Source organism: Tateyamaria omphalii (assembly GCF_001969365.1).
Classification (GTDB): Bacteria; Pseudomonadota; Alphaproteobacteria; order Rhodobacterales; family Rhodobacteraceae; genus Tateyamaria; species Tateyamaria omphalii_A.
Genome location: NZ_CP019312.1, coordinates 505,177 through 520,308, shown reverse-complemented (window position 1 = coordinate 520,308; position 15,132 = coordinate 505,177). Strand labels below are relative to the sequence as shown.

The window sequence follows — 15,132 nt, the reverse complement described above, 5'->3', positions numbered from 1 at the left end:
CTTTATGCGGCCCAAGGTTTTGGCCTATTGCGCGGCCAAGGCAACGCGACCCGGCAAATGCACGATAAATGCATTGCCGTCCGCGCGCGGCTCATATGTGATGTCGCCGCCCAGCCGGGTCATGATCTCGCGGCAGATGGCCAGGCCCAGACCCGCGCCGGACCCATCTTTGTCATTGATTCGCGAAAACTTTTCGAAAATCAACGCCCGCGCTTCGGATGGGATCGGCACACCGTTGTCGTGGAACACGACCTGCAGACCGTCGCCTTGCTGCAGGATTTCGACGGTCAATTCGGGCGCGGCGGCGGCACAATACTTCTGCGCATTGGTGATCAGGTTGATAAACACCTGGCGCAGCCGGTCCAGATCGGTGCTCAGCGGAATGTCCAGACTGGATTGCACGTGATGGATGCGCAGCCGTGTGGTATGGGCGCTGCCCGCCGACAAAACCGCCTGCGCAATCACATCATTCAGGTTCCCGTTCTCCAGGTTCAGGCTCACCTGACCGTTTTCCAGCACGCTCAGGTCCAACAAATCGTCCAGCAGGCGGGTCAGGCGGATCGTCTCGCCATGAATGATCGACGCGTATTTCGTCTTTTCTGCCTGATCCAGCGTGTCTGTGTCACGCAGGATTTCGGAAAAGCTGCGGATCGAGGTCATGGGCGTGCGCAGCTCGTGGCTGATCTGCCCAAGAAACGCATCCTTTTGCACCGACAAGGCCGTCAGCTTCTGATTGGCCTCGCGCAACTGGCGGGCCGTGCGGCTCAATTCGGCCGACTTGGCCTCAAGCCGGTTCGAGTATTCCAGGATCTGCGCGGATTCGTCGGCCACCGCCATCAGGTCCTCGACCGACACCGACGTACCGCCCACAAGCTGGCTGATCATCGCATGGGCCGTGGCCGATCCGACGGAGCCCGACAACTCGCGCTCAAGCGTTTGCAGAAAACCCTGCGTCGGCTCCGGCAAATGCCCGGTCAGACCCTGCCGCTGCGCCTCGGCCCGAAACAGCGACAGCGCGTCCGCCGGGCCCAGGATGCGCTGCGCCATGATCATCAGGTCTTCGGATGTGGCCAGTGCCGCATCCCAGCCGCGCGCCTGTGTCGAATGATCAAAGATGTTGACGAACTGCGCGCCCTGCAGCCGCTCCAGCGGGGTTGGAAAGGTGGCCAGGGATACAGCCACGAAAACCGCCATGTTCAGGGACAGCGACCAAACCATCGCATGCACGGTCGGATCAATCCCCTCGATCCCGAACAGCGCTTGGGGCCGCAACCAGCGCAGTCCGCCGATCCCCTGTTCGAAGACGGCCGCACTCAGAACCGCATCGGGCCCGAAGCTCGGCAAGAGCGAGCAGAACACCCACACCGCAAACCCGACAAGCAAACCCGACAAAGCGCCCCACCGCGTCGCACCGCGCCAAAAAATACCCCCAGCATCGCGGGTAGAAACTGCGCCACCCCGACGAAAGAGATCAGCCCGATGGCGGCAAGCGCCGCGCCGCCACCCGACAGACGGTAATATATGTATCCAAAAAAGATGATCATCAGAATCGACGCCCGGCGCGCCAGGATCACGACATTGCGCACATCCCCCGACACCTGCGCCCCGGTGCCCTGTGTGCTCAACCAGACAGGCATCACCACGTGGTTCGACACCATGGTGGACAGGGCCAGCGTCGCCACGATCACCATCGACGTGGCCGACGAAAAGCCGCCAAGGAAAGACAGCGTCGCCAACCCGCCCTGCCCCTCGGCCAGCGGGACCGTCAGCACAAACAGGTCCGGGTTCGATCCCGCAGGCAGGATGTCGAGGCCGACAACGGCAATCGGCACCACGAACAGGCTCATCAGCATCAGGTACAGCGGAAACGCCCAACTCGCGATCTGCAGGTGCCGCTCATCCTCGTTCTCGACCACCATGACCTGGAACATCCGCGGCAGGGCCAGGAACGCGGCGGCGGACAGCACGGTCAGCGCGGCCCATCGGCTGCGATCCATGCTCCACTCGCCGATGGCCGAATTGTCGATCTGCTCCATCATCGGGCCGATGCCTCCTGCCACGCCCCAGACGACAAAGACGCCAACGGCCAACAGAGCGACCAGCTTCACGACCGCCTCCACCGCGATGGCAATGACGACACCGTCATGGCGCTCATTTGCGTTCAGGTTGCGCGTGCCGAACAGCACGGTGAACAGCACAAGGCCCACGGCCACCCAGAACGCGGCCGCCGCCTGGCTCAGACTGTCGGGCTGCCCCGGCTCGGAAAAGATCGACAGGGACAGGGTGACCGACTGCAATTGCAGCGCGATGTAAGGGGTCACACCGATGACGGCCATCACCGTCACCACAATGGCCAAGAGGTTCGACTTGCCATACCGGGCCGAGATCAGGTCCGCGACCGACGTGGCCCTCTGCGCCCGCCCGATGCGCACCAGCTTGCGCAACACCCACCACCAGCCGATCATCACAAGGCTCGGCCCCAGATAGATGGTCACGAACTCCATCCCCGACCGGGCGGCATAACCCACCGCGCCATAGAACGTCCAGGCCGTGCAGTAGATAGACAGCGACAAGGTATAGACCATGGGCGAGCGCAACCAGCTGCCCTTGCCACGCATCGACGCGCGTTCAGCAAAGAACGCGATGGCGAACAGAAAGGCGACATAGGCCAGGCTGACGCCCAACAGCTGGTTGACCGAAATCATGGGTCGGGCTCCGCGCGGCCCCGCTCCCCGATGACCCACCACAGCGCGGCGGCGGCCAGGATCAACAGGACCCAAACGACAAAGACGTAAGTAATGGCACTCGACATGGCGACAGGCGCCGGATCAGCGGGGTGCCCGCCGCCACTGGGCCAGAACACCGGCAACATCCACAAAAGCACCCCAACGACGGGCAACAGACGCAGCGCATCCTTCAGCCGACGACGGCGATAGCTGCGCTTTTCCAGAAACAGGGTCGCATTGGTGGACTGGTCGCTCATTGCGCCAGTTGAACAAGGTCACGCACAGCCGTCATGACCTCGGTGTTGGAAAACGGCTTGGTCATGAACCGGCTGACCCCGGCTTTTTCGGCCAGTTCCCGGTCGCGGCCCTGACCACGAGCAGTGAGCATCAGAATGGGCAACCGGGCGAACTCGGGATCGGCGCGCAGCTCGGTCAGAATGTCGATGCCGTTCTTGCCGGGCAACATGTAATCCAGCACGACCAGGTCAGGCTTCATGGCACGAACCTTGTCCACGGCAGTGGCCCCGTCGGAATGGGTATCGACATCCCACCCTTCCCGGCTCAGCAAAAACTGCATGGCTTCGATGATATTGATCTCGTCTTCGACGAGCAGCACATGCTTGCCCATGTCTGCGTCTCCTCCCCACATTGCACAGGCCGGTGGATGTATCTCCGCCTGAACCGCGCGCGCCAACTATGTGCGCAAATGGCGAACCTGTCAAAAACCACTGAACCCTTCGCTCAGGATCGACGGCTCGCGGCGGCCAGGGCAGCCAGAGCGCGGGCAGATATGACAGGCCGGGCCGACCTGCTCCGGGGGCAGATCGGGCACGCCCGGCCCCTCGGGCGCGGGCAGGATCAGCATCGTCGCCTCCAACAGCGGCGGCGCATTCAGCAAGACAGGGCCAACCGGCTCGGCGGCAGCATAGCAATCGAACACGGCGGCATCGCGGGTGGGCATCTGCACGCGCGCGCGCATGATCTGCCCCGGCTGGCCCATCACCTGGAACAGCGGCCAAAGGGGGCACGCCGCACCGTGCCGTGGTATGGCAAACCCCTCGGTATCCTTGCGAAACAGCAGGCTACCCGCCCGGTCCGCCACGACCAGCCCGGCATCCAGATCTGGCACAGCCGCCAACCGGCGCATGATATGGGGCACCGACACCGCGAAATGCGCGGCTAGGGCAATCACATCCGGGCCCAGCGATGACAGCGCCGCCTTCAGATCCGCCAGACCAACCTGCGCGCTGTCCTGTACCATGCGGTCCAGGATCGTCCGCGCCAGATGGCGCGACTGCGCCGATGCAAGCTCGGGGGCAGCGCTTACAATACGCTCCCTATCCTCGGCGCCATCCTCGACCGCCTCAAGCGCCTGCGCATGGGCGCCCAGAAACGCCGCAACCTCCTCCTGCGGCGAACCGGACGGGGCCGCCTCTCCGGTTTCGGCATCAAGGAAACCCACAAGCGCCTTGGAACTGTGGGCCAGACGGCGGCTGTCGGCATCAATATTGGCATGAAACCGATCGCGCCATTCTTGCGTGATGGTCTTGTCCTCGGCCAGAATGGAAGCGGTTGATCGGATCGAGGCGGCAGTGGACAACACCTCGTGGACCGATGCGGCCAACTCGGGGTCATGGGCCAACCGGTCGCTCAGGGTCTCTACCGTGCGCTGCAAATCGGCAATCTTGCGATGCGCCGCGGCCAGCGCCTCGGCCCAGCCGGGAAAGCGGCCCGCAAATTCCTCGGCCCGCGCGCTTTCCTCTTCGGGCAGACGGGCGCGTTGGGCGGCCTCCTGCAGGGACGCGATCAGCGCGGCCTCCGCGCCCTCACTCAAAACCGTCGGCTCAACATCAAGAACGGCGGCAATATCCAACAGCAGCTTGCCGCCGATTCTGCGCCGATTATGCTCGATCAGGTTCAGGTAGGACGCCGAAATACCGATCTGCCTGGCCAGGTCGGACTGCTTGAGGCCCCCCATCGCCCGCCGTTCGCGAATTCGCGTGCCTGTCAATGCGTCGCGCGCCATGCACCATTCCCCTGCGTTTGTCAGTCATTTCAACGCGTTTCTGCGCTGCGACATAAGGAAGTTTACAAAGTATACCGTGGTGTTGTGCAATTGTTTACAAAATAATTCTGCAAAACAAAGGGTTTATTGCGCAATTTTCCAACCATACGCGATAGTGGCTTTGCACAATGTGCGCGCGCGGTCCGGTTGAGGAGCAGGTCCGCGCATTTCAACAAATGGGAGGATATTCATGTCCAAAATGAATCTGACGCGTCGTGGCGTGCTCAAGACCGGCGCCGTCGCAGGCGCAGGCTTTGCCGCACCAACGATTTTCACGGCGCAGTCTGCTGCCGCATTCACGAACGAGCCGACAGGCTCATCCGTGACGCTGGGCTTCAACGTGCCGCAAACCGGCCCCTACGCCGACGAAGGCGCGGACGAGCTGCGCGCCTATGAACTCGCGGTCGAGCACCTGAACGGTGGCGGCGACGGCGGCCTGATGAACACCTTCTCGTCCAAGGCCCTGCAAGGCAACGGCATCCTCGGCAAGAAAGTCGAATATGTCACGGGCGACACGCAAACCAAATCTGACGCAGCCCGCGCATCGGCCCGGTCGATGATCGAAAAAGACGGCGCTGTCATGATCACCGGTGGTTCGTCCTCCGGCGTGGCCGTGGCCGTGCAAGCACTCTGCCAAGAGGCTGGCGTGATCTTCATGGCCGGTCTGACCCACTCGAACGACACCACCGGCAAGGACAAGAAAGCAAATGGCTTCCGCCACTTCTTCAACTCCTACATGTCCGGCGCGGCGCTGGCGCCGATCCTGGCCAACAACTACGGCACGGACCGCAAGGCCTATCACCTGACCGCAGACTACAACTGGGGCTACACGACCGAAGAAGCCGTGCGCACCTCGACCGAAGCCATGGGTTGGGAAACCGTCGCCGCCGTGAAAACGCCGCTGACACAGACCGACTTCTCCTCCTACATCGCGCCGGTTCTGCAATCGGGTGCCGACGTGCTGGTTCTGAACCACTACGGCGGAAACATGGTGAACTCGCTGACCAACGCGGTTCAGTTCGGCCTGCGTGACAAGCTGGTGAACGACAAGAACTTCGAAATCGTTGTTCCGCTCTACTCCCGCCTGATGGCGAAGGGTGCGGGTGCCAACGTGAAGGGCATCTTCGGCTCCACCAACTGGCACTGGTCGCTGCAGGACGAAGGCTCCAAGGCGTTCGTAAAATCCTTCGGCACGAAGTACGGCTTCCCGCCGTCCCAGGCCGCGCACACCTGCTACGTCCAGGCCCTGCTCTATGCAGACGCCGTGGAACGGGCCGGTTCGTTCAACCCATGTGCGGTTGGCGAAGCGCTCAAGGACTTCGAATTCGACGGCATGGGCAACGGTCCCACGCTCTATCGTGGCGAAGACCACCAGTGCTTCAAAGACGTGCTCGTGGTGAAAGGGAAAGAGAACCCGACATCCGAGTTCGACCTTCTCGAGATTGTGGAAGTGACACCTGTCAGCCAGGTCACATACGACGCGTCGATCTTTGGCGGCGAGCTGGGCACCTGCAACCCGGGCGCGTAAGCCATTGAAACTATTGGGTGGGCCTGCGCGGCCCACCCCTCCCTGGCACCAGATCCCAGGCATCCGGCACATTTAACATAATACGTCCCATCATGGGACAAATGCCCCCAACCCAGAGGTTCGGCCGATGGAAGCGATCATCCTTCAAATTCTAAACGGGCTCGACAAGGGCTCGGCCTACGCGCTGATTGCGCTGGGTCTCACGCTGATTTTCGGCACCCTGGGCGTGGTCAATTTTGCCCACGGCGCCCTCTTCATGATCGGGGCCTTCTGCGCCGTGACCCTGAGCCGGATCATCTCGGCCAGCCACACCATCATCGACGATACCCAAACCGATTTCCTGGGCAACCCCCTCAAGGTCGAGGTGCCCTATGTGATGGATTGGTTCGGGGAGGCGACCGGTGCCGCCATCATCGACTGGGCCGTGCCCCTCTCGATCCTCTTTGCCATTCCGGTGATGATCGCCATCGGCGTCATCATGGAGCGGGGACTGATCAAGCACTTCTACAAGCGCCCCCACGCCGACCAGATCCTCGTGACCTTTGGCCTCGCCATCGTGCTGCAAGAGATCATCAAATACTATTACGGCGCCAACCCGATCCCGACTCCGGCCCCATCGGCTTTTGTGGGCTCGTTCGATTTCGGCACCATGCTCGGCTTCGAAGCCAACCAGATCATCTACCCCTACTGGCGCATCATCTACTTCGCCTTTGCCGCCGTCATCATCGGCGCCGTCTTTGCCTTCCTCCAGTTCACCACCTTCGGGATGGTCGTGCGGGCGGGCATGGCCGACCGCGAGACGGTGCAGCTTCTGGGCATCAACATCGACCGCCGCTTTACCCTGATGTTCGGGATCGCCGCCGCCGTCGCGGGCCTGGCAGGCGTGATGTACACGCCGATCAACTCGCCAAATTATCACATGGGCATGGACTTTCTGGTCCTGTCGTTCGTAGTGGTCGTGGTCGGCGGTATGGGCTCGCTGCCCGGCGCTGTCGCTGCGGGCTTCCTGCTTGGCATCCTCGAGAGCTTCGCTTCGATGCGCGAGGTCCTGGCCGTGCTGCCGGGCCTCAACCAGATCATCATCTACCTGGTCGCAATCATCATTCTGTTGACCCGTCCTCGGGGCCTTATGGGCCGCAAGGGCGTGATGGAGGAATAAGACATGTTCGGACTGGACAAAAAAGACACCCGCCTCCTGATCCTCGTGGCCGTCCTCGTGGCGCTGGCCCCCTTCCTGCTGAACCCCTTCCCTGAAGGGTCGGCCATGGCGCAGTTCAACGCGGGCTATCCCGACCTGATGCAGCGCTTTGTGATCTTTGGGATCTTCGCCATCGGGTTCAACATCCTGTTTGGCCTCACCGGCTACCTGTCCTTCGGCCACGCCGCTTTCCTTGGCGTCGGTTCTTACGCGGCGATCTGGATGATGAAGCTGCTGACCATGAACGTGATCCCGGCCATTTTCGTATCGGTGATCGTGGCGGGCATCTTCAGCCTTGCCGTGGGTTGGATCAGCCTGCGCCGGTCGGGCATCTACTTTTCGATCCTGACGTTGGCCTTTGCGCAGATGTCATACTCGCTCGCCTATTCCGTGCTGACGCCGATCACCGGCGGCGAAACGGGCCTGCAGCCGAAGATCACGGATGCACGCATCCTCGACGGCGCACTGGCCGAAGGCGCGACACCCAAGGCCAACCTGTTCGGGTTGGAGATGGGATCGAGCCTGGAATGGAGTGTGGGCGGCTGGCTGTTTACCTTCAACGCGGGCTACTACGTGGCCGCCATTGTGATGCTGCTGGCCTTCTACATGTCGATCCGCATCTTCCGGTCGCCCTTTGGCATGATGCTGCGGGCGGTGAAGTCGAACCAGCAGCGGTTGAACTACACGGGCCTGAACGCCAAGCCCTACACGCTGGCCGCGTTCGTTGTCTCGGGCATGTATGCTGGCCTCGCCGGTGGTCTGATGGTTGCCATGGACACGCAGGTTGGGGCGGAACGGATGTTCTGGACTGCGAGCGGAGAGGTCGTGCTGATGTCTATCCTGGGTGGTGTCGGCACGCTGATCGGCCCAGTGCTGGGCGCGGGTGCGATCAAGTACATGGAAAACATCCTGTCCAAGATCAACAAGGAGATCCTGCACCAGTGGTTCGCCTTCATGCCTGACGGAATCGAGGACATCCTCGTCAGCCTTGTCTACCCCTTCATCGGCAAGGGCTGGCACCTGACGCTGGGCATCATCTTCATGCTGGTCGTGATCTTTCTGCCCGGTGGGCTGGTTGAAGGGGGCCAACGCGTGGCCCGGCTGTTCAAGCGCAAGAAGCCGACCACCAACACGCCTGACGGCAAAACCACGCCTGCGGAATAAGGAGAGAATCCAATGGGTATTCTTGAAGTTAAAAACGTAGGCAAGCGGTTTGGCGGTCTGCAGGCGCTCGGGGACGTGAACCTGAGCGTGGCTGAAAACACGGTACATGCCATCATCGGGCCGAACGGCGCGGGCAAGTCCACGCTTCTGAACTGTCTGGTGGGCAAACTGATCCCCGACACCGGGTCGGTCATGTTCGACGGACAATCCGTTTTGGGCCGAAAGCCATTTGAAATCAATCAGATGGGCATTTCACGGGTGTTCCAGACCCCCGAGATCTTTGGCGAGTTGAGCGTCATGGAAAACATGATGATCCCCTGCTTTGCCAAGCGCGACGGGGCGTTCACGCCCAACGCATTCCGCGACATGTTCAAGGATCGCGAGATTGTCGAGCGGGCCGAGCAGATGCTGGAAGAGATGAACATGGCCGATGCGCGCGATGACAACGCGGCGACCATGTCGCGCGGCAACAAGCGGCGGCTGGAGATCGGCATGTGTCTGGCGCAGGAGCCGCGACTGCTGCTGCTGGACGAACCGACGGCGGGCATGGCGCGGGCCGACACGAACAACACCATCGACCTGCTCAAGCAGATCAAGGATGAGCGGGACATCACCATTTCGATCATCGAGCATGATATGCACGTGGTGTTCTCCCTCGCCGAGCGGATCACCGTTCTGGCGCAGGGCACACCACTGGTCGAAGACACGCCAGACAACATCAAGGGCCACCCCAAGGTGCGCGAAGCGTATCTGGGCGAAACCCAAGATGCTGCATAAGGAGCTGAACAGATGAACGTCAAACCTGACTTTTCCAAAGGCGTGAACCACGCCGCAACGGCCCCGGCTTTCCTCAGCGTCTGGGACATGCACGCGTATTACGGCGAAAGCTATATCGTGCAGGGCATCAGTTTTAACGTGCATGAGGGCGAGATCCTGGCGCTGCTGGGCCGGAACGGTGCGGGCAAGACATCGACCCTGCGGTCCATCGCGCGCATCGGCGATCCGCAGGTGACCCATGGCGAGATCTGGCTGGACCACAAGCCGCTGCACAAGATGGCAAGCCATGAAGCCAGCCAGGCGGGTCTGGGTCTGGTGCCTGAAGATCGCCGGATTATCCCCGGTCTGACGGTGGAAGAAAACCTGAAGCTGGCGCAGATCGCGCCGCCGATCGGCTGGTCGATCGAGCGTCTGTACGATCTGTTCCCGCGTCTGGGCGAGCGGCGCACCCAAGAGGGCACGACCCTGTCGGGTGGCGAACAGCAGATGCTGGCCATCGCGCGGGCGCTGGCCCGTGACATCAAAGTGCTGTTGCTGGACGAACCCTATGAGGGCCTGGCGCCCGTGATCGTGGACGAGATCGAGAAGACCCTGACCGTGATCAAGGAGCAGGGAATCACCACCGTAATCGTGGAACAGAATGCTGTTCGGGCGCTACAGCTTGCTGATCGCGCCGTTATTTTGGACACGGGTGGAATTGTTTTTGACGGAACTGCTGCGGAAGTTCTGGAGAATGAAGAATTGCGATCTGAATATCTGGCAATTTAGATCTCAATTACCAATCTGCGGTTGAAAAAAGGGGTCGTGCGCCCCTTTTTTTCATTAATTTACTGCCATTTGCGACATTGTATCAATTTCAGAAACCTACGGTCGCGTCTGTAGAAACTGTGGCGAAAGTGAGGCATAAAACCGGCCGTAACCTGGGGGTTTTGATATGACTACTGACGCACGCGGTCTCTTTGACCGCGCATCTTTTCTGTACAATAACGTGTTGCTGCCAGCGGGCTTTGTGTTTGATTTCGATCCAATTGTCGAAATTGAACAGACCGATACACAGGCGCGCAATTTCCTGTTCCTCGAAGACAATGAGGCCCTGTTTCTGAATGACGGTTTCGTTCGCGATTTCGTTCAGGGCGATGGGTCTTCGGATGTTGTGATCAGCAACACCGGTGTCATTGGCAGCAGCGGGCGTGCCGACACATCCATTTCGCTGACCGGAACGGGACAGCGGGCCATTCTGAACGAGGGGGACATTATCGGGGACGTCCAACTCGGTCTTGGTGACGATTTCGTTTACACGGCTGGGCTGATTGACGGGAATGTCAGCACGAGCGGCGGTGACGACATTGTTCTTGTCCTCAGCTTTGATCTGGGGCCGGACAGCTTTGCTGGTGAGATTACGGGGCGCTTGGATACAGGCTCTGGTGATGATGTCGTGATCAATGCCGGGACGATTGGCGACGTGAACCTGGGCAGCGGAAACGACCTGTATCTTGCTTTGGCCGGTGATGGCGAGTTGGGGCCCGTTGGCCGTGTTCTGGGTGGCGAAGGCAGCGACACGATGCGCGGCGGCGCGGCTGACGAGCGGTTCTATGGCGGTCAGGGACGGGACCTGCTGGAAGGCAATGACGGCGACGATCGGCTGGCCGGGAATGGCAGCAAGGATACGCTGCGCGGCGGCGAGGGCGATGACATGCTGATCGGCGGGCGCGGCAGCGACTTTCTGGCTGGCGGTCAGGACGATGACGAACTGATCGGCAACAGCGGGCGCGACCGGCTTTTGGGGGGGCGCGGTGACGACACCCTGGAAGGCGGATCCGGTGCGGACACGTTCTTTTTCAGTCGCGGTAGCGGCGAGGACGTGATCGTTGATTTTACGGACGATGACTTGATCAGGCTGCCGCAGGAAACACGCGCCGTCGTTGACGCCGGCATGACCGGGCCGGTGGTCGGGTTCGACGACATCGAGATGTTCATCACCTATTCAGGCGGCAATGCGGTGATTGATCTGGACGGCCTCTATGCGTCAGTCGATCTTGCCTATCTGAGCAACGGCCAGATCAACACGATCACGCTGCTGAACATCGTCGAAAACGGCCTGACGGCGGACGATTTCGTTCTTTGATCGACCCCACGCATGTGTTGATGGGCGTGCGCGCTTCGGCGACGCGCCCATCACCCCCTGTCCCTACGTCAGCAACTGCGCTTCCCACCGCGAAAAAGCCCGGCTATAAGCGGCGCTGAGCATGCACCTTGCCCGGTTCGGGGGGTGCCGTCGCCCACCGGTTGAGGACAAAAATGACAAAAAGCAATCATGACGCGGACGTGGCCTTTATCCAGGCCTTGGCCGAACTGCTTCGGGAAAACGATCTGACCGAGCTGCAGGTCAAACGCGAATATGGTGAAGATGACAGCCTGAATGTGCGCGTGTCGCGCCAGATAGCGCAACAGGTTGTGACCCAGGCGACTGCACCGCAGGCCGCTGCCAGCCCGGCCCAGATCGCGGCGCCCGCGGCAGAGCCGGCGGCAGACGCCCCTACCGACCCCGCAAACGACCCTGGCGCCGTCACGTCGCCCATGGTCGGCACCGTCTACATGCAGGCCGAACCAGGCGCACCGTCCTTTATCAAAGTCGGTCAGGACGTCAGCGAAGGCGACACACTGCTGATCGTCGAGGCCATGAAAACCATGAACCACATCCCTGCCCCGCGTGCAGGCACGGTCAAGCGCATCCTGGTCGATGATGGTGCCGCCGTGGAGTTTGGCGCCCCGCTCGTGATCCTCGAATAAGGATCCGGGCCCATGTTCAACAAAATCCTGATTGCCAACCGCGGAGAGATTGCCCTGCGCGTCATCCGCGCGGCCCGCGAGATGGGCATCGCCACAGTTGCCGTGCACTCGACCGCTGATGCGGACGCGATGCACGTGCGTATGGCGGACGAGAGCGTGTGTATCGGCCCGCCCGCGTCGCCCCAATCGTATCTGAGCTTTCCCGCCATTATCTCGGCCTGTGAGATCACGGGGGCCGAGGCGATCCACCCGGGCTATGGGTTCTTGTCCGAGAACGCGCAATTTGTGCAGATCGTTGAAGATCACGGGCTGACGTTCATCGGACCCACGGCAGAGCACATCCGCGTCATGGGCGACAAGATCACAGCCAAAGACACGATGAAGGCGCTTGGTGTGCCTTGTGTGCCCGGCTCGGACGGCGGCGTGGCGACCCTCGAAGAGGCCAAGGCACTCGGGCAAGAAATGGGCTATCCCGTGATCATCAAGGCCACCGCAGGCGGCGGCGGGCGCGGCATGAAAGTGGCGCAGACCGCTGCCGACATGGAAAGCGCGTTCATGACGGCGCGGGCCGAGGGCATGGCCGCATTTGGCAATGACGAGGTCTATATCGAGAAATACCTGACCACGCCGCGCCATATCGAGATCCAGGTGTTTGGCGATGGCAAGGGCCGTGCCGTGCATTTGGGCGAACGCGACTGTTCGCTGCAGCGCCGCCACCAGAAAGTGTTCGAAGAAGCGCCGGGCCCGGCCATCAGCGCCGAAGAGCGGACCGAGATCGGGCGCGTCTGCGCCGACGCGGTCGCCAAGATCAACTATATCGGCGCAGGCACCATTGAGTTCCTCTACGAAAATGGCGAGTTCTACTTCATCGAGATGAACACCCGCCTGCAGGTCGAACACCCGGTGACCGAGGCCATCTTTGGCGTCGATCTGGTGCGCGAGCAGATCCGTGTGGCATCGGGCCTGGATATGTCGTTCAGCCAGGATGATCTGGAGATCAATGGCCACTCGATCGAAGTGCGCCTGAACGCAGAGAAGCTGCCCAATTTCTCACCGTCGCCGGGGCGGATCACGCAGTATCATGCGCCGGGCGGTCTGGGCGTGCGGATGGATTCTGCGCTTTATGACGGTTACCGGATCCCGCCCTATTACGACAGCCTGATCGGCAAACTGATCGTGCATGGCCGCGACCGGGCCGAGGCGCTGGCGCGTTTGAACCGTGCCCTGGGCGAGTTGATCATCGACGGCGTCGACACGACCGTGCCGCTGTTTCACGCCCTTCTGGCCGAAAAAGACATCCACACCGGGGAATACAACATCCACTGGTTGGAAAAGTGGCTTGAAGCGCAGGCAGAGTAAGCAAAGCGTGAACTCAAGATCAGGGATCGCCACGGCGGTCCCTTTTTTGTGGGGCACGGGCGCGGTAGTCTAGGCACATCACCGCGGGATCCGCATATGAAGGACGATATCAGACTGACCCCTGACCTGCTGCTGCAGGGATATGCCGCGGGCATCTTTCCGATGGCCGAGTCGCGCGACGATCCAGAGGTGTTCTGGGTCGATCCACGGATGCGGGGGGTATTGCCGTTGGACGGTTTTCACATCTCGCGCTCGCTTGCGCGGGCCATGCGGCGCACCGATTGGGTTTTGCGCGTGGATGCGGATTTTGCCGCTGTGGTCGACGGCTGTGCGGACCGCGTGGACACGTGGATCAATCCCGAAATTCGTCGGCTTTATCTTGACCTGCATGACCGGGGTCAGGCGCGTTCGATCGAAGTTTGGGATGGGCGCGCGCTGGTCGGCGGCGTTTATGGTGTTGTTTTGAAAGGTGCATTTTTCGGCGAAAGCATGTTCTCGCGCCGGACAAACGCGTCAAAGATGGCGTTGGCAGCGGCGGTGGACCATTTGCGGCGCACCGGCTTTACCCTGTTTGATACGCAGTTTCTGACACCGCACCTGGCCACGTTGGGGGCGCAAGAGATCACGCGCGCGACCTATCACGCGCGTCTGGGCCACGCGCTTGGCGTTCATTCAGCGGATTTTACCGCGCTGGCCATCGGTAGTTTTCAGGACGTCGTGCAGCGCATGACCCACACATCGTAGCGGGCGTGTTCCATCGCATTCAGCGCGGGCGCCGAGGCGATCATCCAACCGGAGAACACAACCCCCTCGCGCCCCACTTCGGAGATTTGCAGCCCGGCATACGCGTTGCCCGATGGGTTGCCCGACGGATAGCGGCATTCGGTCAGCGTGATGTTGAGCCGTTCGAACCGCACGGTCCGGCCCGCCAGCATTTCGATATCGACGACCTGCCCGCTGAACTTGTCGAGACCCCGCAACACTGCGCCAGAGGCGCTTTCGGTGGCGTCCTGGGCTGTGGCACCGGTGGCAACACACACCGCCAGCGCCGCAATGCGCGCGGCGCAGCGGATCATTCGCCGTCTCCTCCGGACACGAATTTCAGCAGAAGCGAGATGAGGCTAACCGATCCCTGGGTGTCGGTGATCTCGTCCCCTTCCTCGAAATAGAACGGCGACCCGCCCGGCACGATTTCGACGAAATTGCCGCCAAGCAGCCCTTCGGAGCTGATGATGATGGCGCTGTCATCGGGGATTTGCGTATCGGAGCGGACCGACACGACGGTGTCGGCGCGGTAGGTTTCGGGGTTCAGGGTCACGTCGGTGACCGTTCCGACCTTGACGCCTGCCAGGCGGACATCGGTGCCCACATTCACCCCTTCGAGGCTGCGGAAGCTGGCCGTGAGCGGGTATGCAGCGCCCCCGCTGCTGCCAAGGCCCGCCACCTGCGCGCCGTAGACGGCAAAGCCGATGGCAGCCGCCAGCACGACGCCGCCCACCAGAACTTCGGTCGTGTGTCCGGCCAT

14 protein-coding genes and 1 pseudogene are annotated in these 15,132 nt (G+C 61.5%); 9 read left to right on the top strand and 6 right to left on the bottom strand.

Annotation, left to right across the window (positions count from 1 at the left end; all coding sequences use genetic code 11):
• Nucleotides 1-24: 24 nt before the first annotated feature.
• The 4 genes and pseudogenes from BWR18_RS02540 to BWR18_RS02525 form a co-directional block, all read right to left on the bottom strand.
• Nucleotides 25-2,705 (bottom strand): annotated as a pseudogene (locus BWR18_RS02540) (ATP-binding protein).
• A complete protein-coding gene (locus BWR18_RS02535; RefSeq protein WP_076626561.1) occupies nt 2,702-2,983 on the bottom strand; it encodes a hypothetical protein in 282 nt (93 codons plus the stop codon). Before BWR18_RS02535 ends, BWR18_RS02540 begins: the two are co-directional and overlap by 4 nt.
• Nucleotides 2,980-3,354, bottom strand: a complete 375-nt coding sequence (locus BWR18_RS02530; protein ID WP_076626560.1) for a response regulator transcription factor — start codon at nt 3,352-3,354, stop codon at nt 2,980-2,982. The genes BWR18_RS02535 and BWR18_RS02530 overlap by 4 nt, the downstream gene beginning before the upstream one ends.
• Before the next feature lie 90 nt (nt 3,355-3,444).
• Nucleotides 3,445-4,752, bottom strand: coding sequence for a helix-turn-helix transcriptional regulator (locus BWR18_RS02525; RefSeq protein ID WP_076626559.1), 1,308 nt, complete (start codon nt 4,750-4,752; stop codon nt 3,445-3,447).
• Between the two features lie 229 nt (nt 4,753-4,981).
• On the opposite strand from BWR18_RS02525, the gene BWR18_RS02520 reads away from it, so the two are divergent.
• The 9 genes from BWR18_RS02520 (at nt 4,982) to aat (ending at nt 14,351) form a co-directional block, all read left to right on the top strand.
• A complete protein-coding gene (locus BWR18_RS02520; RefSeq protein ID WP_076626558.1) occupies nt 4,982-6,319 on the top strand; it encodes a substrate-binding protein in 1,338 nt (445 codons plus the stop codon).
• A 127-nt stretch (nt 6,320-6,446) separates the two neighbouring features.
• Nucleotides 6,447-7,478 carry a branched-chain amino acid ABC transporter permease gene (locus BWR18_RS02515; protein WP_076626557.1) on the top strand — a complete coding sequence of 344 codons (1,032 nt, stop codon included), beginning with the start codon at nt 6,447-6,449 and terminating at the stop codon, nt 7,476-7,478.
• A gap of 3 nt (nt 7,479-7,481) precedes the next feature.
• Nucleotides 7,482-8,681: a branched-chain amino acid ABC transporter permease gene (locus tag BWR18_RS02510; RefSeq protein WP_076626556.1), complete on the top strand. Its 1,200-nt coding sequence runs from the start codon at nt 7,482-7,484 to the stop codon at nt 8,679-8,681.
• A 12-nt stretch (nt 8,682-8,693) separates the two neighbouring features.
• Nucleotides 8,694-9,458 carry an ABC transporter ATP-binding protein gene (locus BWR18_RS02505; RefSeq protein ID WP_076626555.1) on the top strand — a complete coding sequence of 255 codons (765 nt, stop codon included), beginning with the start codon at nt 8,694-8,696 and terminating at the stop codon, nt 9,456-9,458.
• Between the two features lie 12 nt (nt 9,459-9,470).
• The gene (locus BWR18_RS02500) at nt 9,471-10,226 is read left to right on the top strand and encodes an ABC transporter ATP-binding protein (protein ID WP_076626554.1); all 756 of its coding nucleotides are present in this window, start codon (nt 9,471-9,473) and stop codon (nt 10,224-10,226) included.
• A 166-nt stretch (nt 10,227-10,392) separates the two neighbouring features.
• Entirely contained in the window at nt 10,393-11,583 is a 1,191-nt protein-coding gene (locus BWR18_RS02495) for a calcium-binding protein (RefSeq protein WP_076626553.1), read from the top strand.
• A gap of 173 nt (nt 11,584-11,756) precedes the next feature.
• Nucleotides 11,757-12,248: an acetyl-CoA carboxylase biotin carboxyl carrier protein gene (accB, locus tag BWR18_RS02490; protein ID WP_076626552.1), complete on the top strand. Its 492-nt coding sequence runs from the start codon at nt 11,757-11,759 to the stop codon at nt 12,246-12,248.
• Between the two features lie 12 nt (nt 12,249-12,260).
• On the top strand, nt 12,261-13,607 hold the full coding sequence (gene accC / locus BWR18_RS02485; protein ID WP_076626551.1) for an acetyl-CoA carboxylase biotin carboxylase subunit: 1,347 nt from the start codon (nt 12,261-12,263) through the stop codon (nt 13,605-13,607).
• 108 nt (nt 13,608-13,715) lie between these two features.
• Nucleotides 13,716-14,351 carry a leucyl/phenylalanyl-tRNA--protein transferase gene (gene aat / locus BWR18_RS02480; protein WP_076630075.1) on the top strand — a complete coding sequence of 212 codons (636 nt, stop codon included), beginning with the start codon at nt 13,716-13,718 and terminating at the stop codon, nt 14,349-14,351.
• Here aat and BWR18_RS02475 read toward each other — a convergent pair.
• Both BWR18_RS02475 and mlaD read right to left on the bottom strand, forming a co-directional pair.
• On the bottom strand, nt 14,315-14,683 hold the full coding sequence (locus BWR18_RS02475; RefSeq protein WP_076626550.1) for a DUF2155 domain-containing protein: 369 nt from the start codon (nt 14,681-14,683) through the stop codon (nt 14,315-14,317). The two genes, aat and BWR18_RS02475, sit on opposite strands and share 37 nt — an antisense overlap.
• The gene (gene mlaD, locus BWR18_RS02470; protein WP_076626549.1) at nt 14,680-15,132 is read right to left on the bottom strand and encodes an outer membrane lipid asymmetry maintenance protein MlaD; all 453 of its coding nucleotides are present in this window, start codon (nt 15,130-15,132) and stop codon (nt 14,680-14,682) included. The genes BWR18_RS02475 and mlaD overlap by 4 nt, the downstream gene beginning before the upstream one ends.

Bases quoted from the DNA above. Each gene is read 5' to 3' on its own strand.
- BWR18_RS02535 (WP_076626561.1), bottom strand. From the start codon at position 2,983: ATGAGCGACCAGTCCACCAATGCGACCCTGTTTCTGGAAAAGCGCAGC.
- BWR18_RS02530 (WP_076626560.1), bottom strand. From the start codon at position 3,354: ATGGGCAAGCATGTGCTGCTCGTCGAAGACGAGATCAATATCATCGAA.
- BWR18_RS02525 (WP_076626559.1), bottom strand. From the start codon at position 4,752: ATGGCGCGCGACGCATTGACAGGCACGCGAATTCGCGAACGGCGGGCG.
- BWR18_RS02520 (WP_076626558.1), top strand. From the start codon at position 4,982: ATGTCCAAAATGAATCTGACGCGTCGTGGCGTGCTCAAGACCGGCGCC.
- BWR18_RS02515 (WP_076626557.1), top strand. From the start codon at position 6,447: ATGGAAGCGATCATCCTTCAAATTCTAAACGGGCTCGACAAGGGCTCG.
- BWR18_RS02510 (WP_076626556.1), top strand. From the start codon at position 7,482: ATGTTCGGACTGGACAAAAAAGACACCCGCCTCCTGATCCTCGTGGCC.
- BWR18_RS02505 (WP_076626555.1), top strand. From the start codon at position 8,694: ATGGGTATTCTTGAAGTTAAAAACGTAGGCAAGCGGTTTGGCGGTCTG.
- BWR18_RS02500 (WP_076626554.1), top strand. From the start codon at position 9,471: ATGAACGTCAAACCTGACTTTTCCAAAGGCGTGAACCACGCCGCAACG.
- BWR18_RS02495 (WP_076626553.1), top strand. From the start codon at position 10,393: ATGACTACTGACGCACGCGGTCTCTTTGACCGCGCATCTTTTCTGTAC.
- accB (WP_076626552.1), top strand. From the start codon at position 11,757: ATGACAAAAAGCAATCATGACGCGGACGTGGCCTTTATCCAGGCCTTG.
- accC (WP_076626551.1), top strand. From the start codon at position 12,261: ATGTTCAACAAAATCCTGATTGCCAACCGCGGAGAGATTGCCCTGCGC.
- BWR18_RS02475 (WP_076626550.1), bottom strand. From the start codon at position 14,683: ATGATCCGCTGCGCCGCGCGCATTGCGGCGCTGGCGGTGTGTGTTGCC.
- mlaD (WP_076626549.1), bottom strand. From the start codon at position 15,132: ATGGCCGGACACACGACCGAAGTTCTGGTGGGCGGCGTCGTGCTGGCG.